Here is a 22,976-nt window from a genome sequence, read left to right as displayed (position 1 = left end):
CTGGGTATTGAGCGCTCCTCACGATCCTCTGGAACGCCTCTCGGGTTCCGGTGGCTGCTGGGGAGGGAACGAGTGCGTATAATCGCCCCCCAGGACATCACCTCTCTAGCCAATGGATTCCGAGATGACCGTACGTACCCGTATCGCGCCGTCCCCCACCGGCGATCCCCATGTGGGCACCGCCTATATCGCCCTGTTCAATCTCTGCTTCGCCCGTCAGCAGGGCGGGCAGTTTATCCTGCGCATCGAGGACACCGATCGCGAGCGCTCCACCCCCGAGTCGGAGCAGATGATCCTCGACTCCCTGCGCTGGCTGGGCCTGGAGTGGGATGAGGGCCCGGACGTGGGCGGCCCCCATGGGCCCTATCGCCAGAGCGAGCGGGGTGATATCTACGCCGAGTACGCCCGGCAGTTGCTGGACGCCGGCCATGCCTTCAAGTGCTACCGTACCAGCGAGGAGCTCGACGAGCTGCGCGAGTCACGCAAGGCCGCCGGCCTGCAGATGGCCCTCAAGCCCGCCGATCTGGCCCTGCCCGAGGAGGAGGTGGCGCGCCGTGAGCGGGAGGGCTGGCCCTATGTGGTGCGCATGCGGGTCCCCACCGAGGGCACCTGCCGGGTCAAGGATCGCCTGCGTGGGGTGATCGAGGTGGACTGGGCCCAGGTGGACGCCCAGATCCTGCTCAAGTCCGATGGCATGCCCACCTACCACCTGGCCAATGTGGTGGACGACCACCTGATGGGCATCACCCATGTGCTGCGCGGCGAGGAGTGGATCAACTCGGCGCCCAAGCATCAGCTGCTCTACGAGTACTTCGGCTGGGAGATGCCGGAGCTGTGCCATATGCCGCTGTTGCGTAACCCGGACAAGTCGAAGCTCTCCAAGCGCAAGAACCCGACCTCCATCAACTACTACCGGCGCATGGGTTTCCTGCCCCAGGCGGTGACCAACTACCTGGGCCGCATGGGCTGGTCGATGCCTGACGAGCGGGAGAAGTTCTCCCTCGACGAGATGATGGCCCACTTCGACGTCGAGCGGGTCTCCCTGGGCGGGCCGGTCTTCGACCTGGAGAAGCTGACCTGGCTCAATGGCCTCTATATCCGCGAGGACCTGGACGACGACGCCTTCCTCCAGGCGCTGCGCGACTGGGCCTTCAACGAGGCCTATGTGCGCGAGATCCTGCCCCAGGTGCGCCCGCGGGTGGAGACCCTCTCCGAGGTGATGCCGCTGGCCGGCCACTTCTTCTCCGGCCTGCCGGCCATCGACGAGTCCAGCTTCGCGGGTGTCAAGCTGGAACGCGACGAGCTGGTGCGCCTGCTGCAGTTCCTGGTATGGCGCCTGGAAGGCGTATCGCGCTGGGACAAGGAGAACCTGCTGGTGGAGGTCAAGGCCCTGACCGAGGTCTTCGAGCTGAAAATGAAGGCCTTCCTGGCCCCGGTGTTTATCGCCGTGACCGGCTCCGCCACTTCCACCTCGGTGTTGGATGCCATGGCGATCCTCGGCTCGGACATGACCCGCGCCCGGCTGCGCCACGCCATCGCCGTGCTGGGCGGCGTCTCCAAGAAGCAGGCCAAGCGCCTGGAAAAGGAATTTCGAGAGCTTCCCGGAGCCGGAAGCTGACAGCTGGAAGCTAGAAGGTCACTGTAGCGGTGAGCGGCGCCGGGGCCCCGCAAGAGCAAAGCGTCTTTATCAGGGACGATAAAGTCGAGCCTCCAGGGATGGATTTACGGCGTCTTTGCGATGCGGGGTCCCGGGGTAGCCGCGGATCGAAATCGCCAAGTCAGGGACGCGGCTTCGGATAGCGAGAGAAGTTTGAAAAAGTGTTGACGAAGGCGAGGGAGATCAGTACTATACGCCTCGTCTTCACGAGATGCGGGGCCTTAGCTCAGCTGGGAGAGCGCAACACTGGCAGTGTTGAGGTCAGCGGTTCGATCCCGCTAGGCTCCACCAACATCTCGAGAGTCTGGAAGATGCGTCCCATTCGTCTAGTGGTCTAGGACACCGCCCTTTCACGGCGGTAACAGGGGTTCGAACCCCCTATGGGACGCCACTTTCCACATCGCTCCAGCAGAGGGACACCGAGGCGCCGTGAGGCGTTTTTTTTGTCTCTCGATTCCGGGCCTCTCCCTCGTTTCGCAGGGACTCCTCTCGGCCCATCGACCCTGAATTTTCCCTCCCTGGGCTTGACAACTGTCCCGAGTTGTCCACGACCCCTGTCATCCTTCCGTCATCTTGTGCACAACCCGGCGTCGGCCCGCATGGTTGCGGCAATTCTTATTTTATCCTTTTAAAATCAATGCCTTATAAATGGATAAAAATTGAGCAATCTAAGCGTAACCCCCTTGTCATGGCGCTTGCTGGGCCTTGTCTCAAGGTTGTGAACAGCTTTATCCACAGATTATGTGGACAAGCGGTGGGGCGTGGATAACGTCGTCTACGTGGAAGTTTCGTGGGAACTCAGAGCCCGGGCGGGGCGGGGAATGCGACGGGGCGGATCGGCGTGAGGGGGAGGGGAGCTCCCCTCCCTCCGGGCATTAGTCGCGCTGCAGTCGCTTGAGCAGCGACGAGGTGTCCCAGCGGCCACCGCCCATGGCCTGGACGTCGCCATAGAACTGATCCACCAGGGCGGTCAGCGGCAGGCGGGCGCCCAGCTCCCGGGCCTGGTCGAGGCAGATGGCCAGGTCCTTGCGCATCCAGTCCACCGCGAAGCCGTGCTCGTAGTCGTCATCGATCATGGTGCGATGGCGATGGTCCATCTGCCAGGAGCCGGCAGCGCCCTGGGAGATCGCCTCGATCACCCGCTGGCGGTCCAGGCCCGCCTTCTCGGCCAGGTGGAGCCCCTCCGCCAGGCCCTGGACGACCCCGGCCACGCAGATCTGGTTGACCATCTTGGTGAGCTGGCCGCTGCCGGCGGGGCCCATGTGGGCCACCGCCTTGGCGTAGTGGGCCAGGGTCGCCTCGACCCGGGCGAAGGCCGCGGCCTCGCCGCCGCACATGATGGTCAGGGCGCCGTTCTCGGCGCCCTGCTGGCCGCCGGAGACCGGGGCGTCGAGGAAGTCGATGCCGGCCCCGCGGCAGGCGGCATCGAGCTCCTGGGCCAGGCTCGCCGAGGCGGTGGTGTGATCCACCAGCAGGCGGCCGGGCGCCATGCCCTCGAGGGCCCCGTCCTCGCCGCTGGTGACCTGGCGCACGTCGTCGTCGTTGCCGACGCAGACCAGCACCAGATCGGCGCCGGCAGCGGCGTCTCGGGGGGTGGCGTGGTGGCTGCCGCCGTGCTCGGCGACGAAGGCCTCGGCCTTGGCCGCGCTGCGGTTATAGACGCGAACCCTGAGGCCCGCCCTGGCCAGGTGGCGGGCCATGGGCTGGCCCATCACGCCCAGGCCGATAAAGGCGACGGTGGCGATAGTGGATGACATGGAAAGGCTCCTCTGTATGACGGGGAGAAACACAGAAGGCCGCCCATGGGGCGGCCTTCTGTGGTCTGCGCTGCGCTGGCGCTTACTCGGTCGGGTAGTCGCGTTGCGGATGGCCGATGTAGAGCTGACGCGGGCGACCGATCTTGTAGTCGCTGCTGATCATCTCGTGCCAGTGGGAGATCCAGCCGATGGTGCGCGACATGGCGAAGATCACCGTGAACATATTGGTGGGGATGCCGATCGCCTTGAGGATGATGCCGGAGTAGAAGTCGACGTTGGGGTAGAGCTTGCGCTTGACGAAATACTCGTCCTCCAGGGCGATCTCCTCCAGGCGCTTGGCGATGCGCAGCTGCGGGTCGTCGGCCTGGCCCAGCTGACCCAGCACCTCGTCGCAGGTCTCCTTCATCACCTTGGCGCGGGGGTCGAAGTTGCGGTAGACCCGGTGGCCGAAGCCCATCAGGCGGAAGGGGTCGTCCTTGTCCTTGGCCCTGTCGATAAAGCGCTGGATATTCTCCTCGGAGTCGTCGCCGATCTCGTCGAGCATGTTCAGCACCGCCTCGTTGGCGCCGCCGTGGGCGGGGCCCCAGAGGGCGGCGATGCCGGCGCTGATGCAGGCGAAGGGGTTGGCGCCGGTGGAGCCGGCCAGGCGCACCGTGGAGGTGGAGGCGTTCTGCTCGTGGTCCGCGTGGAGCATGAAGATGCGATCCATGGCCTTGGCGAAGACCGGATTGATCTGGTACTCCTCGCAGGGGTTGCTGAACATCATGTAGAGGAAGTTTTCCGCGTAGCTCATATCGTTACGCGGATAGTTGAAGGGCTGGCCGATGTTGTACTTGTAGCACATGGCCGCCAGGGTCGGCATCTTGGCGATCAGGCGGATGGCGCTGATCTGCCGGTCTTCCTCGCGGGTGATGTCCAGGTGGTCATGATAGAAGGCCGCCAGGCCGCCCACCACGCCACACAGGATCGACATGGGGTGGGCATCGCGACGGAAGCCCTTGTAGAAGTTGGCCAGCTGCTCGTGGACCATGGTGTGGTTGCGGATGGTGCGCTCGAAGGTCTGGTACTCTTCCTTCGAGGGGCGTTCGCCATTGAGCAGCAGGTAGCAGAGCTCCACATAGTTGGAGTGCTTGGCCAACTGGTCGATGGGGTAGCCGCGGTGCAGCAATACGCCCTTGCCGCCATCGATATAGGTGATGGCGGATTGGCAGGAGGATGTGGCCATGAAGCCCGGGTCGTAGGTGAAGACGCCCTCGGCGCCCAGGCCGCGGACATCGACCACGTCGGGGCCGACGGTGCCGGAATAGACAGGCAGCTCGATTACCTTGTCCAGCCCTTCGATCGTCAACTGCGCTTTCCTGTCAGCCATGCCGGCCTCCTCTGTATCTCTCGTTTCGGACGATAAGTCGTTGTCTCGCTTGCCATGCTGGCGTAAAAAGTTCGCCCACTATAGAAGCGTGTCGGGGATTGTCAATTAGCCGAAAGGCCTTGTGGTTGTATATGGCTGGCGAAGCGTATAGTTACTGTATAGTTGTTGCTGCCCTGCATCATTGTGCGCTTCCTGCGGTGGCGGTCAAGGCTAAACGATGGTCGTGTTCGATACGGTTAGGTTTGTCATGGTTAGCCCTTGTCCCTATAATCCACCCCGCGCGACTGGCAGGAATGGAGTCGTGCCGACTTGGCAAACGGCCGAGCCCTTCCTCAAAACCACCGCCCGCTTGGGCCTTGCCCCAACCAGGAAGCGGGCCAAGAGAGTGTGTATAGAGCCGTGAATAGCAAACGACCCGTAAACCTCGACCTGACGACGATCAAGATGCCGCTCCCGGCATTGACGTCGATTACCCACCGCATCACCGGCATCCTCCTCTTCATTGGGCTGATCTTTGCCTTCTGGGCGCTGGATACGTCGCTCTCCTCTCCCGAGGGATTCGACGCCGTCAGCCATGCCCTTTCCAATAACCTCCTCGTCAAGCTCATCGCCTGGGGACTGCTGTCGGCCCTGGCCTACCACTTCGTGGCCGGCATCAAGCACCTGCTGATGGACATGAATATCGGCGTGACCCTCGAGGGGGGCCTGAAAAAGGCACAGGCCACCGTGGTCATCAGTGCCGTCCTGATCATTCTGGCGGGAGTCTGGGTATGGTAACCAACATCACAAGCTTCGGCCGCAGCGGCCTCTCCGACTGGCTGATCCAGCGCGTCTCCGCGCTGATCCTGGCCGTCTACACACTCTTCATGGTCGGCTATCTGCTGTTCAACCCGGGCCTCGACTATGCGGCCTGGAGCGGGCTCTTCTCCGCCACCTGGATGCGCATCTTCTCGCTGCTGGCCTTCGTCTCCCTGGCGGCCCACGCCTGGGTGGGCCTGTGGACCGTGACCACCGACTATCTCAAGGCCACCGCCCTGCGCCTCGCCGTGCAGATCGTGATCATCCTGGCCATCTTCGTTTTTCTGGTGTGGGGCATTCAAGTCCTGTGGGGAGCCTGATTCATGTCTAACATGCGTAGCCTGACCTTCGACGCAATCATCATCGGTGGCGGCGGCTCCGGCCTGCGGGCCGCCCTGGAGCTGGCCAAGTCCGGCAAGAAGACCGCGGTCCTCTCCAAGGTCTTCCCGACGCGCTCCCACACCGTCTCCGCCCAGGGCGGCATCACCTGCGCCATCGCCTCCGCGGATCCCGACGATGACTGGCGCTGGCACATGTACGACACCGTCAAGGGCGGCGACTACATCACCGACCAGGACGCCGCCGAGTACATGTGTTCCGAGGGCCCCAAGGCGGTCTTCGAGCTGGAGCACATGGGCCTGCCGTTCTCGCGCTTCGACAACGGCCGCATCTACCAGCGTCCCTTCGGCGGTCAGTCCAAGGACTTCGGCAAGGGCGGCCAGGCGGCCCGTACCTGTGCCGCCGCCGACCGCACCGGTCACGCCCTGCTGCACACCCTTTACCAGAACAACCTGAAGAACAACACCACCTTCCTCAATGAGTGGTTCGCGGTGGATCTGGTCAAGAACGCCAACGGCGACGTGGTGGGCTGCATCGCCATGTGCATCGAGACCGGCGAAGTGGTGCATGTGAAGTCCAAGGCCACCGTGCTGGCCACCGGCGGTGCCGGTCGCATCTATGCCTCCACCACCAATGCCCTGATCAACACCGGTGACGGCATCGGCATGGCCCTGCGTGCCGGCTTCCCGATGCAGGACATGGAAATGTGGCAGTTCCACCCCACCGGTATCTACGGCGCCGGCACCCTGGTCACCGAGGGCTGCCGCGGCGAGGGTGGCTACCTGGTCAACAAGGACGGCGAGCGCTTCATGGAGCGTTACGCCCCCAACGCCAAGGACCTGGCCGGCCGCGACGTGGTGGCCCGCTCCATGGTCATGGAGATCCTCGAAGGTCGTGGCTGCGGCGAAGACGGCGATCACGTCTTCCTCAAGCTGGATCACCTGGGCGAGGAGGTCCTCGGCAAGCGCCTGCCCGGCATCGTCGAGCTCTCCAAGACCTTCGCCCACGTGGACCCGGCCAAGGAGCCGATCCCGGTGGTGCCGACCTGCCACTACATGATGGGCGGTATCCCCACCAACGTTCACGGCCAGGCGATCCTGCAGGACGCCGACGGCAACGACCAGATCGTCAACGGCCTGTTCGCCTGCGGCGAGGCGGCCTGCGTCTCGGTGCACGGCGCCAACCGCCTGGGCGGCAACTCCCTGCTCGACCTGGTGGTCTTCGGTCGCGCCGCCGGCATGTTCATCGAGAATGCCCTCAACGAGGGTATCGACTACCTGGACGCCTCCGACTCCGATATCGAGTCCGCCATGGCGCGCATGAACCGCTGGAACGAGTCCTCCGGTGGCGAGTCCGTGGCCGAGCTCAAGCGCGAGCTGCAGGGCATCATGCAGAACTCCTTCGGCGTCTTCCGTCAGGAAGACAACATGCAGGAAGGCGTCAAGCAGCTGGCCGAGCTGCGCGGGCGCATCGCCAACGCGCACCTGGAGGACAAGTCCAACGCCTTCAACACCGCCCGTGTCGAGGCCCTGGAACTGGACAACCTGATGGAAGTGGCCGAGGCTACGGCGATCTCCGCCCTGGAGCGCAAGGAGAGTCGCGGTGCGCACTCCCGCTACGACTACCCGGACCGTGACGACGCCAACTGGCTGAAGCACTCGCTCTACTTCCCGGCCGAGAAGCGGCTTGGCACGCGCGACGTCAACTTCGCGCCCAAGACCGTCGACACCTTCGAGCCGAAAGTCCGTACCTACTAAGGGGAGTCACGATCCATGCTTCAGGTATCCGTATATCGCTACAACCCGGAGACCGACTCCGCGCCCTATATGCAGGAGTTTCAGGTCGACACCCAGGACCGTGATGTCATGGTGCTGGACGTCCTGCACATGATGAAGGAGCAGGACTACGGCCTGGCCTACCGCCGTAGCTGCCGCGAGGGCGTGTGTGGCTCCGACGGCATGAACATGAACGGCAAGAACGGCCTGGCCTGCATCACGCCGCTCTCCGAGGTGGTCAAGAACAACAAGCTGGTGCTGCGCCCCTTGCCGGGCCTGCCGGTGGTGCGCGACCTGGTGGTCGACATGGGGCTGTTCTACCAGCAGTACGAGCGTATCCAGCCGTACCTGCAGAACGACACCCCGGCGCCGGCCATCGAGCGCCTGCAGTCGCCGGAGGACCGCGACAAGCTGGACGGCCTCTACGAGTGCATCCTGTGCGCCTGCTGCTCCACCTCCTGCCCGTCGTTCTGGTGGAACCCGGACAAGTTCGTGGGCCCGGCGGGCCTGCTCCAGGCCTACCGCTTCCTGGCCGACTCCCGCGACGAGGCCACCCGCGAGCGCCTCTCCGAGCTGGAGGATCCGTTCTCCGTGTTCCGCTGCCGCGGCATCATGAACTGCGTCGCGGTGTGCCCCAAGGGCCTCAACCCGACCCGGGCCATCGGCAAGATTCGCGAGATGTTGCTGGCCAATGCCACTTAAAACCGCGCGTCTTGCTTGGTATCATGGGCGCCGCCCGGTAACTGCGACCCAGTGTCGCAGTTACCCCGGCCCCGTCGAGGTCAGCCGGTGCCTAGTGCGCCGGCTTTCTTCGAACGATCATCAGGCAGGTTGTGCCGGTAACGATAATAAGTGGCCTGTTTGCAAGTTTAAGTGCCGGAAGGATGAACCGCCCGCCGGCAGGGCACCAGGAACGCCGATGCGGCGACCCCCGTGTCAGGCGCCGACAACACCCCATCAGTGCAGGGTGACCGAGAGATGCAAGAAGGCATAATGGAGTTGATGTGGCGCACTTCCCACATGAGTGGTGGCAATGTCCACTATGTGGAAGCGCTCTACGAGCAGTACCTCGTCGATCCCAATGCTGTCCCCGATGAGTGGCGCAACTACTTCGACCAGTTGCCCCGCCCCGAAGGCAGCTCCTCCCAAGACGTCCCCCTTAGTCCGATCCGTGACCAGTTCTATCAGCTAGCCAAGACCCGCCGCACCGCCCAGGCCGCCGCTTCCGGCGACAGCGGCGACAGCAAGAAGCAGGTCAAGGTGCTCCAGCTGATCAACGCCTACCGCTTCCGTGGCCACCAGCGCGCCAAGATCGATCCCCTCGACCTGCGCAGCCCGACCCCGGTGCCCGACCTGGATCTGGCCTTCCACCAGCTGACCCCCGCGGACCTGGACACCGAGTTCCAGACCGGCTCGCTGTTTATCGGCAAGGACAAGGCGCCCCTCAAGGAAATCGTCGAGTCCCTGGAGCAGACTTACTGCCGCGCCATCGGCTGTGAGTTCATGCATATCGTCGATACCGAGGAGAAACGCTGGCTGCAGCAGCGCTTCGAATCGGTGCGCAGCGCGCCCAAGTTCAGCCCCGAGGTGCGCAAGCACGTGCTCGAGCGGCTCACCGCCGCCGAGGGCCTGGAGAACTACCTGGCCTCCAAGTACCCGGGCACCAAGCGCTTCGGCCTGGAGGGCGGCGAGTCCTTCATCCCCATGATGGACGAGCTGATCCAGCGCGCCGGCGGCTACGGCACCAAGGAAGTGGTGATCGGCATGGCCCACCGCGGCCGCCTCAACCTGCTGGTCAACCTCCTCGGCAAGAGCCCCTCCGAGCTGATCGAGGAGTTCGACGGCAAGAAGGTCATCGAGCACGGCTCCGGCGACGTCAAGTATCACCAGGGCTTCAGCTCCAATGTCATGACCCCGGGCGGCGAGGTGCACCTGGCGCTGGCCTTCAACCCCTCGCACCTGGAGATCGTCTCGCCGGTGGTGGAGGGCTCGGTGCGCGCCCGCCAGGACCGCCGCAACGACGGCGACGGCACCAAGGTGCTGCCGATCAATGTGCACGGGGATGCGGCCTTCGCTGGTCAGGGCGTGGTCATGGAGACCTTCCAGATGTCCCAGACCCGCGCCTACAAGACCGGCGGCACCCTCCACCTGGTGATCAACAACCAGGTCGGCTTCACCACCTCCAACCCCCTGGACACCCGCTCCACCGAGTACTGCACCGACATCGCCAAGATGGTCCAGGCGCCGATCTTCCACGTCAACGGCGACGACCCCGACGCCGTCCTGCATGCCGCCCAGGTCGCCCTGGACTACCGCATGCAGTTCAAGAAGGACGTGGTCATCGACCTGGTGTGCTACCGACGCCGCGGCCACAACGAGGCCGACGAGCCCTCCGGCACCCAGCCGATGATGTACGGCAAGATCAAGAATCATCCCAGCTCCCGGGCGCTCTATGCCCAGCGGCTGGTGGAGCAGGGCGTGCTCTCCGAGGAGGCGGCCAAGCAACTGGTCGAGACCTACCGGGAAGACCTGCTGGCCGGCAATCACGTCGCCAACGCCCTGGTCAAGGAGCCCAACAAGTCGCTGTTCGTCGACTGGGCCCCCTACCTGGGCCATGAGTGGACCGGCGACGCCGATACCACCGTGGACATGAAGCGCCTGCAGCAGCTGGCCGCCAAGATGTGCGAGATCCCCGACGGCGTCGCCGTGCAGCGCCAGGTGGCCAAGATCTACGAGGATCGCCGCAAGATGCAGGCCGGCGGCATGGCGCTGAACTGGGGCTTCGCCGAGACCCTGGCCTACGCCACCCTGCTCGACCAGGGGCATCCGATCCGTATCACCGGCCAGGACGTGGGCCGCGGCACCTTCTCTCACCGCCATGCGGTAGTGCATAACCAGAAGGACGGCAGCACCTATGTGCCGCTGGAGCATATCGCCGACGGCCAGCCACGTTTCACCATCCACGACTCCTTCCTCTCGGAAGAAGCCGTGCTGGCCTTCGAGTACGGCTATGCCACCACCATGCCCAATGCGCTGGACATCTGGGAGGCGCAGTTCGGCGACTTCTTCAACGGCGCCCAGGTGGTGGTGGACCAGTTCATCTCCTCCGGTGAGACCAAGTGGGGCCGCCTGTGTGGCCTGACCATGCTGCTGCCCCACGGCTACGAGGGCCAGGGTCCCGAGCACTCCTCGGCGCGCCTGGAGCGCTTCCTGCAGCTGTGCGCCGAGCACAACATGCAGGTCTGCGTGCCCACCACCCCGGCGCAGATCTTCCATCTGCTGCGCCGCCAGGTGATTCGCCCGCTGCGCAAGCCGCTGGTGATCATGTCGCCCAAGAGCCTGCTGCGTCACAAGGAGGCCACCTCCAGCCTGGACGAGCTGGCCCATGGCAACTTCCAGATGGTGCTGCCCGACCAGGGCAAGCTCGAGGCGGAGAAGGTCAAGCGGGTGGTGCTGTGTTCCGGCAAGGTCTACTACGACCTGGCCGGCTACCGGGCCGAACAGGCGCGCGACGACACCGCCATCGTGCGTCTGGAGCAGCTCTATCCCTTCCCCAAGGAGGAGCTCTATCAGGCCCTCAAGACCTACCCCAACCTGGAACAGGTGGTGTGGTGTCAGGAGGAGCCCCTCAACCAGGGCGCCTGGTATTCCAGCCAGCACCATATGCGGGCCGTCGCCGACATGTTCAAGGACGGCCTGGGCCGCGACCTCAAGTTCGCCGGTCGTCCCGCTTCGGCGGCCCCCGCCGCGGGCTATATGTCGGTACACGTTGAACAGCAGCGCCAACTGGTGGACGACGCCTTCAATCTGTAAGGCGCCCACCGGACGAGAGAACACACAAGGGAAACGACCAAGATGGCAACCGAGATCAAAGCGCCTACCTTTCCTGAGTCCGTTGCCGAAGGCAGCGTGGCGGCCTGGCACAAGCAGCCGGGGGACAGCGTCGAGCGCGACGAGCTGATCGTCGAGATCGAGACCGACAAGGTGGTGCTGGAAGTGCTGGCCCCCGAGGCGGGGACCCTGGCCGAGATCAAGGCCGAGGAGGGCGCGATCGTGGCCTCCGAGCAGGTGCTGGGCACCCTCGGCGCCGCCGGCGCCAAGGCCGAGGCGAAGAGCGAGGCCAAGAACGACGCCGCCCCGGCCAAGGCCGAAGCGCCCGCCGCCTCCGGCAAGCAGCACGAGGTGAAGGCGCCGACCTTCCCCGAGTCGATCCAGGAAGGCACCGTGGCCGGCTGGAGCAAGCAGGTCGGCGAGGCGGTCAAGCGCGACGAGGTGCTGGCCGAGATCGAGACCGACAAGGTGGTGCTGGAAGTGGTCGCCCCGGCCGACGGTGCCCTGGTGGAGATCAGGGCCGAAGAGGGTAGCCAGGTGGCCTCCGAAGAGGTGCTGGCGATCTTCGCCGAGGGCGCCGCTGGCGAGGCCGCCGCACCCGCCGCCGAGGCCCCGAGCGCGGCCGCGGACGAAGGTGCCGACGAGCAGGTCGGCGACAAGATCCTGGCGCCGGCGGCCCGCAAGCTGGTGGCCGAGCATGACCTGGATCCGGCCAAGATCGACGGCACCGGCAAGGGCGGCCGCGTCCTCAAGGAGGACGTGCAGCGCGCCATCCAGGCCGGCAACGCCAAGAAGGCCAAGGCCGCCGCCGCACCGGCCGCCCCGGCCGCGGCCCCGGTGGTCGAGGGCGAGCGCCCCGAGAAGCGCGTGCCGATGAGCCGCCTGCGTCAGACCATCGCCAAGCGCCTGGTCCAGGCCCAGCAGACCGCCGCCATGCTCACCACCTACAACGAGGTGGACATGAGCGCGGTGATGGGGCTGCGTGCCCAGTACAAGGACACCTTCCTCAAGGCCCACGACACCAAGCTCGGCTTCATGGGCTTCTTCGTCAAGGCCGCCACCGAGGCGCTCAAGCGCTTCCCGGACGTCAACGCCTCCATCGATGGCAGCGATATCGTCTACCACGGCTACCAGGATATCGGCGTGGCGGTGTCCACCCCGCGTGGCCTGGTGGTCCCCGTCCTGCGTGACACCGCCACCATGTCGCTGGCCGATGTGGAGAAGGGCATCGTCGATTTCGGCAAGCGCGCCCGTGACGGCAAGCTGGGTATCGACGAGATGCAGGGCGGTACCTTCACAATTACAAATGGGGGCATCTTCGGCTCACTGATGTCGACGCCGATTCTGAATCCGCCGCAAACCGCCATCCTGGGCATGCACAAGATCCAGGAACGACCCATGGCGGTGAACGGCAAGGTCGAAATTCGTCCGATGATGTACCTGGCGCTCTCCTACGATCACCGCATGATCGACGGCAAGGACGCGGTGCAGTTCCTGGTCGCCGTCAAGGATCTGCTGGAGGATCCGGCACGCCTGCTGCTGGACGTCTAAGCGCCATCTACCGGACTCAAACGCGAACCGATCAACAGGAAAGATTCAATGGCCGATAAATTTGATGTGATCGTCATCGGTGCGGGCCCCGGCGGCTATGTGGCCGCCATTCGGGCCGCCCAGCTGGGGCTGAAGACCGCCTGTGTCGAGAAGTGGGTCAACAAGGAAGGCAAGACCGTGCATGGCGGTACCTGCCTGAACGTGGGCTGCATCCCCTCCAAGGCCCTGCTGGAGAGCTCCCACAAGTTCGTCGAGGCCCGCGATCATTTCGATGAGGTGGGCATCGAGGTGGCCGAGGTCACGCCCAATATCGCCAAGATGCAGGCCTTCAAGGCCCAGGTGATCGCCAAGAACACCGGTGGTATCAGCGCCCTGTTCAAGGCCAATGGCGTCACCGCCCTGGAGGGGACCGGCAAGGTGCTTTCCGGCAAGAAGGTGGAAGTCAGCAAGGATGGCCAGAGCGCCGTCTACGAGGCGGACCATATCGTTATCGCCTCCGGCTCCGTGCCGGTGGAAATTCCGCCGACCCCGCTGACCGAGGGCCTGATCGTCGATTCCAGCGGCGCCCTCGAGTTCACCGAGGCGCCCAAGCGCCTCGGCGTGATCGGCGCCGGCGTGATCGGCCTGGAACTGGGCAGCGTATGGAACCGCCTGGGTTCCGAGGTCACCGTGCTGGAGGCCATGGACGCCTTCCTGCCGATGGTCGATAGCGCCATCGCCAAGGAGACCCAGAAGCTGCTCAAGAAGCAGGGCATGGACATCCGCATGGGCGCCCGGGTCACCGGCTCCGAGGTCAAGGGCGACGAGGTGGTGGTCAAGTACACCGACGCCAAGGGCGAGCAGGAGCAGACCTTCGACAAGCTGATCGTCTGCGTGGGTCGCCGCCCCTACACCCAGGGCCTGCTGGGCGACGACGCCGGCGTCAAGCTCGACGAGCGCGGCTTTATCTTCGTCGACGACCAGTGCCGCACCAGCGTGCCGGGCGTCTACGCCATCGGCGACGTGGTGCGTGGCCCGATGCTGGCTCACAAGGCCTCCGAAGAAGGCGTCATGGTGGCGGATATCATCGCCGGCCATAAGGCCGAGATGAACTACGACGCCATCCCCAGCGTCATCTACACCTCGCCGGAAGTGGCCTGGGTCGGCATCACCGAGCAGGAGGCCAAGGCCCAGGGCATCGAGGTCAAGACCGGTTCCTTCCCGTTCTCCGCCAATGGCCGCGCCCTGGCCAACAATGCCCCCGAGGGCATGGCCAAGGTCATCGCCGATGCCGAGACCGACCGCATCCTGGGCATGCATATCGTCAGCCAGCACGCCGGCGAGCTGATCGCCCAGGGCGTGATCGCCATGGAATTCGGCTCCAGCGCCGAGGACCTGGCGCTGACCTGCTACGCGCACCCGAGCACCTCGGAAGCGATTCACGAGGCGGCCCTGGCGGTGGATGGCCACGCCATCCATATGGCCAACCGCAAGAAGCGCAAGTAAGACAACAAGCGCCGCCGCCCGGCGGCGCGGCGCGCCCGGCGATGTATCGGGCGCGATCGGTGGTGACCCGCCCCCTCGCCACGAGGCACTCGGGTCACCGTTCGAGTCACATGCAACCAATGGCATGACACGATGAACCTTCACGAGTATCAGGGCAAACAGCTGTTTGCCGACTATGGTCTGCCGGTGTCCAAGGGCTTCGCCGTGGACACTCCCGAGGAAGCCGCCGAGGCCTGCAAGAAGATCGGTGGCGACATGTGGGTCGTCAAGGCCCAGGTACACGCCGGTGGTCGCGGTAAGGCCGGTGGCGTCAAGCTGATCAAGGACCCGGCCGAGGCCAAGGCCTTCGCCGAGCAGTGGCTGGGCAAGAACCTGGTGACCTACCAGACCGACGCCAACGGTCAGCCGGTGGCCAAGATCCTGGTCGAGAACTGCACCGATATCGCCTCCGAGCTCTACTTGGGCGCCGTGGTCGACCGCACCACCCGTCGCGTGGTCTTCATGGCCTCCACCGAAGGCGGCGTGGAGATCGAGAAGGTCGCCGAGGAGACCCCCGAGAAGATCCTCAAGGCCGAGATCGACCCGCTGGTCGGCGCTCAGCCCTACCAGGCCCGTGAGCTGGCCTTCGCCCTGGGCCTGTCCGGCAACCAGGTGAAGCAGTTCACCAAGATCTTCCTGGGCCTCTCCAAGCTGTTCCACGACAAGGATCTGGCGCTGCTCGAGATCAACCCCCTGGTGATCACCGACGAAGGCAACCTGCACTGCCTCGACGCCAAGATCAACCTGGACAGCAACGCCCTGTACCGCCACCCGGACCTGCAGGCCATGCGCGACCCCTCCCAGGAGGACGCTCGCGAGGCCGAGGCGGCCGAGTGGGAACTGAACTACGTGGCCCTGGATGGCAACATCGGCTGCATGGTCAACGGCGCCGGCCTGGCCATGGGCACCATGGACATCGTCAACCTGAACGGCGGCAAGCCGGCCAACTTCCTCGACGTGGGCGGCGGCGCCACCAAGGAGCGGGTCGCCGAGGCGTTCAAGCTGATCCTCTCCGACGACAACGTCAAGGCGGTGCTGGTCAACATCTTCGGCGGCATCGTGCGCTGTGACATGATCGCCGAGGGCATCATCGGTGCCGTCGAGCAGGTCGGCGTCAACGTGCCGGTCGTGGTGCGCCTGGAAGGCACCAACGCCGAGCTGGGTGCCGAGAAGCTGGCCTCCAGCGGTCTGAACATCATCGCTGCGACCAGCCTGAGCGACGCCGCTCAGCAGGTGGTCAAGGCAGCGGAGGGCAAGTAATGAGCATCCTGATCGACAAGAACACCAAGGTCATCTGCCAGGGCTTCACCGGCGGCCAGGGGACCTTCCACTCCGAGCAGGCGATCGCCTACGGCACCCAGATGGTCGGCGGCGTGACCCCGGGCAAGGGCGGCCAGACCCACCTGGGCCTGCCGGTGTTCAACACCGTCAAGGAAGCCGTGGAGGCCACCGGCGCCGAGGCCAGCGTGATCTACGTGCCGGCCCCGTTCTGCAAGGACTCCATCCTGGAAGCCGCCAACGGCGGCATCAAGCTGATCGTCTGCATCACCGAGGGCATTCCCACCCTCGACATGCTCGACGCCAAGGTGAAGTGCGACGAGCTGGGCGTGCGCCTGATCGGCCCGAACTGCCCCGGCGTGATCACCCCGGGACAGTGCAAGATCGGCATCATGCCGGGTCATATCCATAAGCCGGGCAAGGTGGGGATCGTCTCCCGCTCCGGTACCCTGACCTATGAAGCCGTCAAGCAGACCACCGACCACGGCTTCGGCCAGTCCACCTGCGTGGGCATCGGTGGCGACCCGATCCCGGGCTCCAACTTCATCGACATCCTCGAGATGTTCGAGAAGGACCCGCAGACCGAAGCCATCGTGATGATCGGTGAGATCGGCGGCACCGCCGAGGAAGAGGCGGCCGCCTTTATCAAGGCCAACGTCTCCAAGCCGGTGGTCTCCTACATCGCCGGCGTGACCGCCCCTCCGGGCAAGCGTATGGGCCATGCGGGCGCCATCATCTCCGGCGGCAAGGGCACCGCGGACGAGAAGTTCGCCGCCCTGGAAGACGCCGGCGTCAAGACCGTGCGCTCCCTGGCGCACATCGGCGACGCCCTGAAGGAAGTGACCGGCTGGTAAGCCATCACCGCCTCAGATGCGCCGCAAAGGGCACCCCTCGGGGTGCCCTTTTTCGTGGCTGCGCCTCAGGAGGTGATCGGGCGCGCCAGCCAGCGGCCCGCCTGGACGAGGAACACCGGGGCTCCGGCGAGCAGGTAGAGGTGATAGCTGATCAGGCGCCAGATCACCACGGCGGCGGCGGCCTGGTCGCGCTCCATCAGCGGCAGCAGCAGGGCGCCGACGCTGAGTTCGGCGGTGCCGGCGCCGCCGGGCAGCACGCTGAGCTGGCTGGCCGCCATGGCCAGCATCTGCACCAGGAAGGTCCAGGCCCAGTCGGCCAGCGCCTCGCCCTGGCCGGCGACGCCGAGCACGGCCAGGTAGAGCAGGCTGTAGCGCAGCAGCCAGTGCAGGGCGCAGAGGGCGAAGACCGCCGCCAGCACCCGCGGCGGCAGGCGCAGGGTGGCGATCAGGGTGCGCCGGGCGCCGAGCAGCTGGCGGGCGAGGCGGCGGCGCCGCCGGGGGCCGGGCCAGGCGAGCCAGGGACGCCGGCGCAGCAGCCGCGGCAGCCCGGCCAGGGCCAGCCCCAGGCCGCCAAGCAGCAGGCCGAGGCCGAGCAGGGCGCCGGCCATCAGGGCGCGGTGCGGCCAGTCGATGGCGCCGGCCAGGGTCGCCGCGACCAGCAGGCCGAGTATCAGGGCGAAGAACAGCAGGTCACAGGCCTGGTCGACCAGGTAGATGGCCGAGGCCCGGGCCGGGGGGTAGCCGCGCCGGGCCAGCAGCAGCAGGAAGGTGGCGGCGCCGCCGCTGCCCCCCGGGGTGGCGCAGAGGGCGAACTTGGCGGCCATCTCGATGGCCAGGGCGCCGTCCTGGCCCAGGCGCCCGGCGCGGCCCGAAAACAGCAGGCGCCAGCGGGCGGCGTTGAGGTTCCAGCACAGCACGGCGATGGCCGTCATCAGCGCCAGTAGGGGGAGGGGGAAGGCGGCCAGCGCCGCCAGGGTGCCCGCGCCCCCCAGCCACCAGGGCAGCAGCAGGGGCGCCAGCAGCGCCAGGGCCAGCAGGCCGAGATGGTGCCATCGCCATCCCGGTGGCCGGCGCGGCGCCGTTATCCCCGCTCGACCCGGGTGTCTGCGTGAGGCGTGCCGCGGACCGGGGTCGCAGGGTGAGCGTGGTGCCGTCATCCCCGCTCGACCCGCGCGGCGGCGGGGCGGTCCTTGCCGCCGACCAGGGTCGCATAGTGCTGGCTCAGGTCGCCGATCACCCTGTCCCAGTCGTAATGGCGCTCCACATGGCGACGCGCGTGGCGCCCCATGGCCGCCGGGTCGTTGAGAAACAGCTCCTCGACGGCGCGGGCCATGTCCGCCGGGTCCCGGGGACGGCAGAGGATACCGGCGCCCAGGGGAATGGTCTCCTTGAGGGCGCCGGCGCGGGCGGCGACCACCGGCAGGCCGCTGGCCATGGCCTCCTGGGCCACCAGGCCGAAGGTCTCCCGGGTGCCGGCATGCAGCATGGCATCGGCGCTGGCCAGGGCGCGGGCCACCTCGTCGGGTGGGCAGTAGCGGGGGACCACCGTGACGTTGGCGGGGACGCGGTGGGGCATGCCGGGGCCCATCAGCAGCAGGTGATAGTCCGGCCCCAGGCGGGCCAGGGTGGCCAGCAGGACGTCCACCTGCTTCTCGGGGGAGCAGCGTCCGGCGAAGACCAGCAGGCGCTGGTCGTCGTTCAGCCCCAGGCGCTCGCGCAGCCCCGGGTCGCGGTGGCGGGGATGGAAGGCCGCCAGGTCGACCCCCAGGGGCTGCAGCCGCACGCCCTTCACCCCCCAGTCGTCCAGGCGCTGGGCCATGGCCGTGCAGGGGGCCAGCACGCTGTCGAAGCGCCCGTAGAGGTCGCGCACATAGCGCCGCAGGCGCCGACCGACCCGCTGACCGAAGCGGTCGCCCATCAGCCGTGGCAGATCGGAGTGGTAGAAGCCCACCACCGGGATATCCAGGGCGCGGCCGGCCTCCAGGGCCGCCCAGGCGGTGACATAGGGGTCGCCGGCCTCGATCAGGTCGGGGCGCATCTCGATCAGGGCGTCACGCCAGGGGCGCCGGCGCAACGGGAAGCGGTAGCCCTGGCCCAGCGGCAGGCGCGGGGCGGGGAGGGTATGCACGCCGCCCAGGGCGCTGCGCTCGGCCCCGGGCACCAGCAGGCTGGTGCGCAGGTCGGGGCGGCCGGCCAGCACCCGTCGTTTGGCCTCGAGGTAGGTGCGCACGCCGCCACTGGCCGGGGCGTGGAACATGGTGATATCGACGAGATGCAAGGGGCCCTCCTGGCGCTGTCATGCCTGGTGGCCAGGGTAGGGCAGGGATACGACAGTTCGACGACAGCGCCGGGAGGCGGTCAGGAGGCGGGGTCTCGGGCCGTACCCCGGTGCGAGAGTGAGGTGCTCTCTAGCGTGAGGCCAGTTGGCTGCGGTCGCGGCCCTCGCGCTTGGCTTCCAGCAAGGCCTGATCGGCGCGCTGCAGGGTCGTCAGGTAGGGCTCGCCAACGCGGTGCTCGCTGAGCCCGGCGCTCAGCGTCACCGAGAGCCACTGGTCGCCGCTGGCGACCCGCACCTCGGCCAGCCGGGTACGCAATCGCTCGACGATGCCCGAGGCCTCGTCCAGGGCGGTGTCGCCCAGCAGCAGCAGGAACTCCTCGCCGCCCCAGCGACCGCAGAGGTCATAGTCGCGTAGGCCCTGGCGCATGGTGCGGGTGATCGCCACCAGCAGCTCGTCGCCCACGTCATGGCCGTACTCGTCGTTGATCTGCTTGAAGTGATCGATATCCAGCAGCGCCAGGGTATAGCGGCGCCCGCCCCGGTCCAATTGTGCGAGGCGTTCGTCGATCAGCCGCCGATTGGGCAGTTCGGTGAGGGCGTCGTGGTGGGCCTCCTGGTGCAGCGTCTGGTTGCGTTCGCGCATCAGCGCCTGGTAGCGATCGGAGATCCGCGACAGCTTCTTCTGGCGCTTCAGGGCCCGCTCGTAGCGCTTGTGGGTCACCTGCTGGGCCTCCCGGGCCAGGCTCTGGTAGCGATCGGAGATGCTTATCAGCCGCTCCAGTTGCTCCTGCTGATCGCGGTGCTGCAGGTAGAGCGCCTCCAGGGCCTCGCGCAGGGGATGCTCGGCATGCCGCGGGTCGGCGAGCAGTGCGGCGACTCGCTCCAGCAGCCCCTGCTCGCCGAGGGCTTTCATGGGACCACCTTGGCCGGGGTGATGACGAAGGGGTAACTGCAATCCTCCTTGAACTCCTCGGCGAGCTCGGCGATGCGCTCGTTGCGGGGATCATAGTGCCAGGTCACGCTGACCTGGCGTCCCTGCTCGTGGGCCTCCTCGAGCAGGTCGAAGATATCCATCATCGCCTTCACCGAGGAGGTGTTGAGGTAGACCAGGCCGAGTTCCAGTTGCAGGGGACGGCTCTCCTGAGTCAGGAAGCCCTGGACCCAGGCGATTACCTGGTCGAAGAGGTCATAGGAGTTCTCCGGATAGGAGTCGCCCTGCATGGTCAGGCGGCCGGCGGCCCAGTCGCTGCGAATGATCGGAGTGGACTGACTGCCGGAAATGTCGAGATCGGGAATCATGGTCATGGCGGGCATCAGATGGTGGCTGTCAGGCTGAAGAAGCTTTGCGTCTCGCTGAGGGGCTGCAACGAGGCGCGCATCGGTTGGCTCGATTTGCGGGCGATATCGAGCAGGCCCAGGCCGGCGCCGCTGGGGGAGGCCTCATCCCGGGGCTGACGCAGTTGGCGCTTGTAGGCGGCCTTGAGTTCGGTCTTGTCGAGACCCGCCAGCGCTTCGATGGTGGCCACCAGGCGCTGGCCGTCGGGGGGGTCCACCAGGTTGCCCGCCGAGACCTGGTAACGCCCCTCGCTGTCCTGGGCGACGGCCACGGTGGCCGAGGCCTGATCGTCGCCATAGCCCTGGCGGCGGGCATAGTGGCGGATATTCTGGGTCATCTCGATATAGGCGGCGAAGACATCCATGGCCGCGGCGGGGGCGGCCTGCTGGGTGTCCAGGTAGTTGCGCAGCGCCTTGCCGATCTCCTCGATCAGGCTGCGCGAGATGGGGCCATTGAAGCACAGCATGACCCGTTCGCGTTGATAGCTCTCCCGCATGCTTAGTAGATCCATGGCGTCTCCTAATCTGGCTGGGTCTCGGTCGGCGAGTGGGACGCCGGGCCCGCGGCGGGCTCGGCACGAAAGGCCAGCAGGGTAATATCGTCGCGCTGGGGCAGCTCGCCGCGATAGGCCGAGAGGGCCGCCTCGAAGGCGCGCATCTGCTCGGCCAGGGGGCGGCCCGCCTGGGCCTTGAGCAGGGCCTCGAACCGCGGGTTGCCGAAGCCGAAGCCGTGGCTGCCGCCGGCCTGGTCGAGGAAGCCGTCGCTGCACAGGGTATAGCTCCAGCCGGCCTGCAGGGGCAGCGACTGGTTAGTGTAGTGGCCCGGGCGGCGATGGCCCAGGGCGCGCTTGTTGGCCTTGAGGCGGATCAGCTCTTCGCCGTCGCTGGCGTAGAGGTCGATCTTGGCCCCGGCATAAGTGAGCTCGCGACGCTGTGGATCGACCCACACCAGGCCCAGGTCCATATTGGTGGCGATGGAGGAGGGCAGGCGCTCGGCGGGCAGCAGCTCGCGGCCACGCCGGTCGATCTCGGTAAGCAGGGCGGCGGGATCGTCGGCGCTATGGTGGGCGATGGCCTGGTCGATCAGGGCCCGGGCCAGCATGGTCATCATGGCGCCGGGTACGCCGTGGCCGGCACAGTCCACCACTCCCAGTAGATAGCCCCGTTCGGTGGCGCGGAACACATAGAAGTCGCCGCCCACCGTATCCCGGGGCTTCCACAGCACCCCGTAGTGGTGGCTCAGGTGCCGATCCAACTGAGTATCGGGCAGGATGGCGCGCTGGATGATGCTGGCGTACTGGATGGAGTCGCCCAGTTGCTGGTGGGCGGCGGCCACCTTCGCATGGGCTGCCTCCAGGGCCTGGGTGCGCTCGCGCACCTGTCCCTCCAGGTCGCGGGTATAGCGCTCGACCTGGTTGGCCATGCGCGAGAAGGCCTGGGAGAGGGCGCCGATCTCGTCGTCGCGGCCGGTGGGCAACCGGGAGCGGTAGTCGCCCCCGGCGATGGCCTGGGCCGAGGCCTTGAGGCGATTGAGTGGCGCCAGGATCAGGCGCTCGGTGGCATAGGCGAAGGCCAGCAGCAGGGTGCCCAGGATCAGCGTCAGGGCGATCACCAGGGTCCATAGCCAGCGACTCTCGAGGACCTGGGCCAGGCTGGTATCCAGGGCGGTGACCATCAGCCACTGCAGCTCCGGGATATAGCCGATGGTCAATAGCCTGGGCTGGTCCTCGATGGCCACCTCCAGGTGCTGAATGGTGCCGGGGCGGCGCATGGCCTCCTGAAGGGTCTGGGTCACCCCGGCCCGGTGGTCGTCGTCCACCAGGTATTGGAGGCGCTGGCCATCCTCGGCGCCGAAGGCGGTATTGAAGGAGCTCCAGGCGATATGGGCGGTATCCGGGTGGGCCTGGATGGCCCCCCGAGGATCGACGACCATCGGCAGGATGCCCGCCGGAACATCGCGCATAAAGTGGTCGAGGAAGTCGCTGAGGTCGATGCTGCCCCCGGCCAGCCCCAGCAGCCTGCCGTTCTCCTGCACCTTGACGTTGAGCCAGATCATCGCCTGCTGCAGGGCGCGGTCGATATTGACGTTGATATTGTGGCTGGCGCTGCTGGCCATCAGATCGAAGTACCAGGCATCGTCCGGCTCGTCCCGGCTCAGGTGGTAGGTGGGCGTCATGCCGTTGGTGACCTGATCGGGGTCGCTGAAGAAGTAGGCGCCGCTGTCATGATCGATGATGAAATAGGCCCGGCTGGTGAATTGCCCCCGGAAGCCTTCGGCCTCCTCGAGGAAGCGGGCGCGGCGCTCGGCATCGTCGGGGGCTTCCAGCCACTCCCGGGTGACCACCGAGTCGGCGAAGCGCCGCGACAGGGCCAGCTCCCGGGTGACGGGGGCGACGATCCGTTGCATATGCAGCAGGGTGTAGTTCTCGGCATAGGCCCGAGCGAAGTGGCGGTGGATATCGTCGATGGCCTTCCAGCCGATCAGCGCGGCGGGAATCAGGGCCAGGAGACAAGCCAGCAGCAGAGTCACCACGGACTTGCCGCGCAGGCCGAGAAGCGCTGCCATGGTTAAGGGGTTCCCCTGTGATCAGGCCTGGCGTCTGGCCGGCCCGGGTTATCGTCGTTATTCG

The 22,976-nt window shown here is 66.4% G+C and carries 18 protein-coding genes and 2 tRNA genes; 12 read left to right on the top strand and 8 right to left on the bottom strand.

From position 1 onward, the window contains the following. Window positions 1-124 precede the first annotated feature (124 nt). The 3 genes from gltX to ACQ1W9_RS13865 all read left to right on the top strand — a co-directional run bounded on the left by gltX (window position 125) and on the right by ACQ1W9_RS13865 (window position 2,048). Window positions 125-1,618: a glutamate--tRNA ligase gene (gene gltX, locus ACQ1W9_RS13875; RefSeq protein ID WP_431023894.1), complete on the top strand. Its 1,494-nt coding sequence runs from the start codon at window positions 125-127 to the stop codon at window positions 1,616-1,618. Window positions 1,619-1,872: 254 nt separating this feature from the next. Beyond that, window positions 1,873-1,948 (top strand) — tRNA-Ala (locus ACQ1W9_RS13870). A 24-nt stretch (window positions 1,949-1,972) separates the two neighbouring features. Next, window positions 1,973-2,048, top strand: a tRNA-Glu gene (locus ACQ1W9_RS13865). Between the two features lie 484 nt (window positions 2,049-2,532). Here the strand turns inward: ACQ1W9_RS13865 and ACQ1W9_RS13860 are convergent. Further along, window positions 2,533-3,414 carry an NAD(P)-dependent oxidoreductase gene (locus ACQ1W9_RS13860; protein ID WP_431023893.1) on the bottom strand — a complete coding sequence of 294 codons (882 nt, stop codon included), beginning with the start codon at window positions 3,412-3,414 and terminating at the stop codon, window positions 2,533-2,535. A gap of 82 nt (window positions 3,415-3,496) precedes the next feature. Further along, window positions 3,497-4,783 (bottom strand): citrate synthase, encoded by a 1,287-nt coding sequence (gene gltA / locus ACQ1W9_RS13855; RefSeq protein ID WP_346063729.1) that lies wholly within the window; start codon window positions 4,781-4,783, stop codon window positions 3,497-3,499. A gap of 399 nt (window positions 4,784-5,182) precedes the next feature. On the opposite strand from gltA, the gene sdhC reads away from it, so the two are divergent. From sdhC to sucD, 9 genes are all read left to right on the top strand, one after another. After that, on the top strand, window positions 5,183-5,560 hold the full coding sequence (gene sdhC, locus ACQ1W9_RS13850; RefSeq protein WP_346063728.1) for a succinate dehydrogenase, cytochrome b556 subunit: 378 nt from the start codon (window positions 5,183-5,185) through the stop codon (window positions 5,558-5,560). After that, a complete protein-coding gene (gene sdhD / locus ACQ1W9_RS13845; protein ID WP_431023892.1) occupies window positions 5,554-5,901 on the top strand; it encodes a succinate dehydrogenase, hydrophobic membrane anchor protein in 348 nt (115 codons plus the stop codon). The genes sdhC and sdhD overlap by 7 nt, the downstream gene beginning before the upstream one ends. A gap of 3 nt (window positions 5,902-5,904) precedes the next feature. Continuing rightward, window positions 5,905-7,677 carry a succinate dehydrogenase flavoprotein subunit gene (sdhA, locus tag ACQ1W9_RS13840; protein WP_431023891.1) on the top strand — a complete coding sequence of 591 codons (1,773 nt, stop codon included), beginning with the start codon at window positions 5,905-5,907 and terminating at the stop codon, window positions 7,675-7,677. A gap of 15 nt (window positions 7,678-7,692) precedes the next feature. Beyond that, the gene (locus tag ACQ1W9_RS13835) at window positions 7,693-8,397 is read left to right on the top strand and encodes a succinate dehydrogenase iron-sulfur subunit (RefSeq protein ID WP_431023890.1); all 705 of its coding nucleotides are present in this window, start codon (window positions 7,693-7,695) and stop codon (window positions 8,395-8,397) included. A gap of 276 nt (window positions 8,398-8,673) precedes the next feature. Further along, a complete protein-coding gene (locus tag ACQ1W9_RS13830) occupies window positions 8,674-11,508 on the top strand; it encodes a 2-oxoglutarate dehydrogenase E1 component (RefSeq protein ID WP_431023889.1) in 2,835 nt (944 codons plus the stop codon). A gap of 42 nt (window positions 11,509-11,550) precedes the next feature. After that, window positions 11,551-13,077, top strand: a complete 1,527-nt coding sequence (gene odhB / locus ACQ1W9_RS13825) for a 2-oxoglutarate dehydrogenase complex dihydrolipoyllysine-residue succinyltransferase (protein WP_431023888.1) — start codon at window positions 11,551-11,553, stop codon at window positions 13,075-13,077. Window positions 13,078-13,125: 48 nt separating this feature from the next. Beyond that, a complete protein-coding gene (gene lpdA, locus ACQ1W9_RS13820; protein WP_431023887.1) occupies window positions 13,126-14,562 on the top strand; it encodes a dihydrolipoyl dehydrogenase in 1,437 nt (478 codons plus the stop codon). 132 nt (window positions 14,563-14,694) lie between these two features. Continuing rightward, entirely contained in the window at window positions 14,695-15,861 is a 1,167-nt protein-coding gene (gene sucC, locus ACQ1W9_RS13815; RefSeq protein WP_355661502.1) for an ADP-forming succinate--CoA ligase subunit beta, read from the top strand. Then, the gene (gene sucD, locus ACQ1W9_RS13810) at window positions 15,861-16,733 is read left to right on the top strand and encodes a succinate--CoA ligase subunit alpha (protein ID WP_431023886.1); all 873 of its coding nucleotides are present in this window, start codon (window positions 15,861-15,863) and stop codon (window positions 16,731-16,733) included. Before sucC ends, sucD begins: the two co-directional genes overlap by 1 nt. 65 nt (window positions 16,734-16,798) lie before the next feature. On the opposite strand, the gene ACQ1W9_RS13805 is transcribed toward sucD, so the two are convergent. From ACQ1W9_RS13805 to siaA, 6 genes are all read right to left on the bottom strand, one after another. Continuing rightward, window positions 16,799-17,890, bottom strand: coding sequence for a lysylphosphatidylglycerol synthase transmembrane domain-containing protein (locus ACQ1W9_RS13805; protein ID WP_431023885.1), 1,092 nt, complete (start codon window positions 17,888-17,890; stop codon window positions 16,799-16,801). Continuing rightward, the gene (locus ACQ1W9_RS13800) at window positions 17,887-19,011 is read right to left on the bottom strand and encodes a glycosyltransferase (protein ID WP_431023884.1); all 1,125 of its coding nucleotides are present in this window, start codon (window positions 19,009-19,011) and stop codon (window positions 17,887-17,889) included. The genes ACQ1W9_RS13805 and ACQ1W9_RS13800 overlap by 4 nt, the downstream gene beginning before the upstream one ends. A gap of 130 nt (window positions 19,012-19,141) precedes the next feature. Continuing rightward, complete coding sequence (gene siaD, locus ACQ1W9_RS13795) at window positions 19,142-19,924, bottom strand: biofilm regulation diguanylate cyclase SiaD (RefSeq protein ID WP_431023883.1); 783 nt, start codon at window positions 19,922-19,924, stop codon at window positions 19,142-19,144. After that, window positions 19,921-20,316: a biofilm regulation phosphoprotein SiaC gene (gene siaC / locus ACQ1W9_RS13790; RefSeq protein WP_431023882.1), complete on the bottom strand. Its 396-nt coding sequence runs from the start codon at window positions 20,314-20,316 to the stop codon at window positions 19,921-19,923. The genes siaD and siaC overlap by 4 nt, the downstream gene beginning before the upstream one ends. Before the next feature lie 8 nt (window positions 20,317-20,324). Continuing rightward, entirely contained in the window at window positions 20,325-20,858 is a 534-nt protein-coding gene (siaB, locus tag ACQ1W9_RS13785) for a biofilm regulation protein kinase SiaB (RefSeq protein WP_431023881.1), read from the bottom strand. An 8-nt stretch (window positions 20,859-20,866) separates the two neighbouring features. Beyond that, window positions 20,867-22,912 carry a biofilm regulation protein phosphatase SiaA gene (siaA, locus tag ACQ1W9_RS13780; protein ID WP_431023880.1) on the bottom strand — a complete coding sequence of 682 codons (2,046 nt, stop codon included), beginning with the start codon at window positions 22,910-22,912 and terminating at the stop codon, window positions 20,867-20,869. Window positions 22,913-22,976: the final 64 nt, after the last annotated feature.

This window comes from Halomonas sp. H5, from assembly GCF_050613175.1.
Classification (GTDB): domain Bacteria; phylum Pseudomonadota; class Gammaproteobacteria; order Pseudomonadales; family Halomonadaceae; genus Bisbaumannia; species Bisbaumannia salifodinae.
The sequence above is the reverse complement of the archived record's forward strand: the minus strand, read 5'-3'. Positions and strand labels throughout refer to the sequence as shown.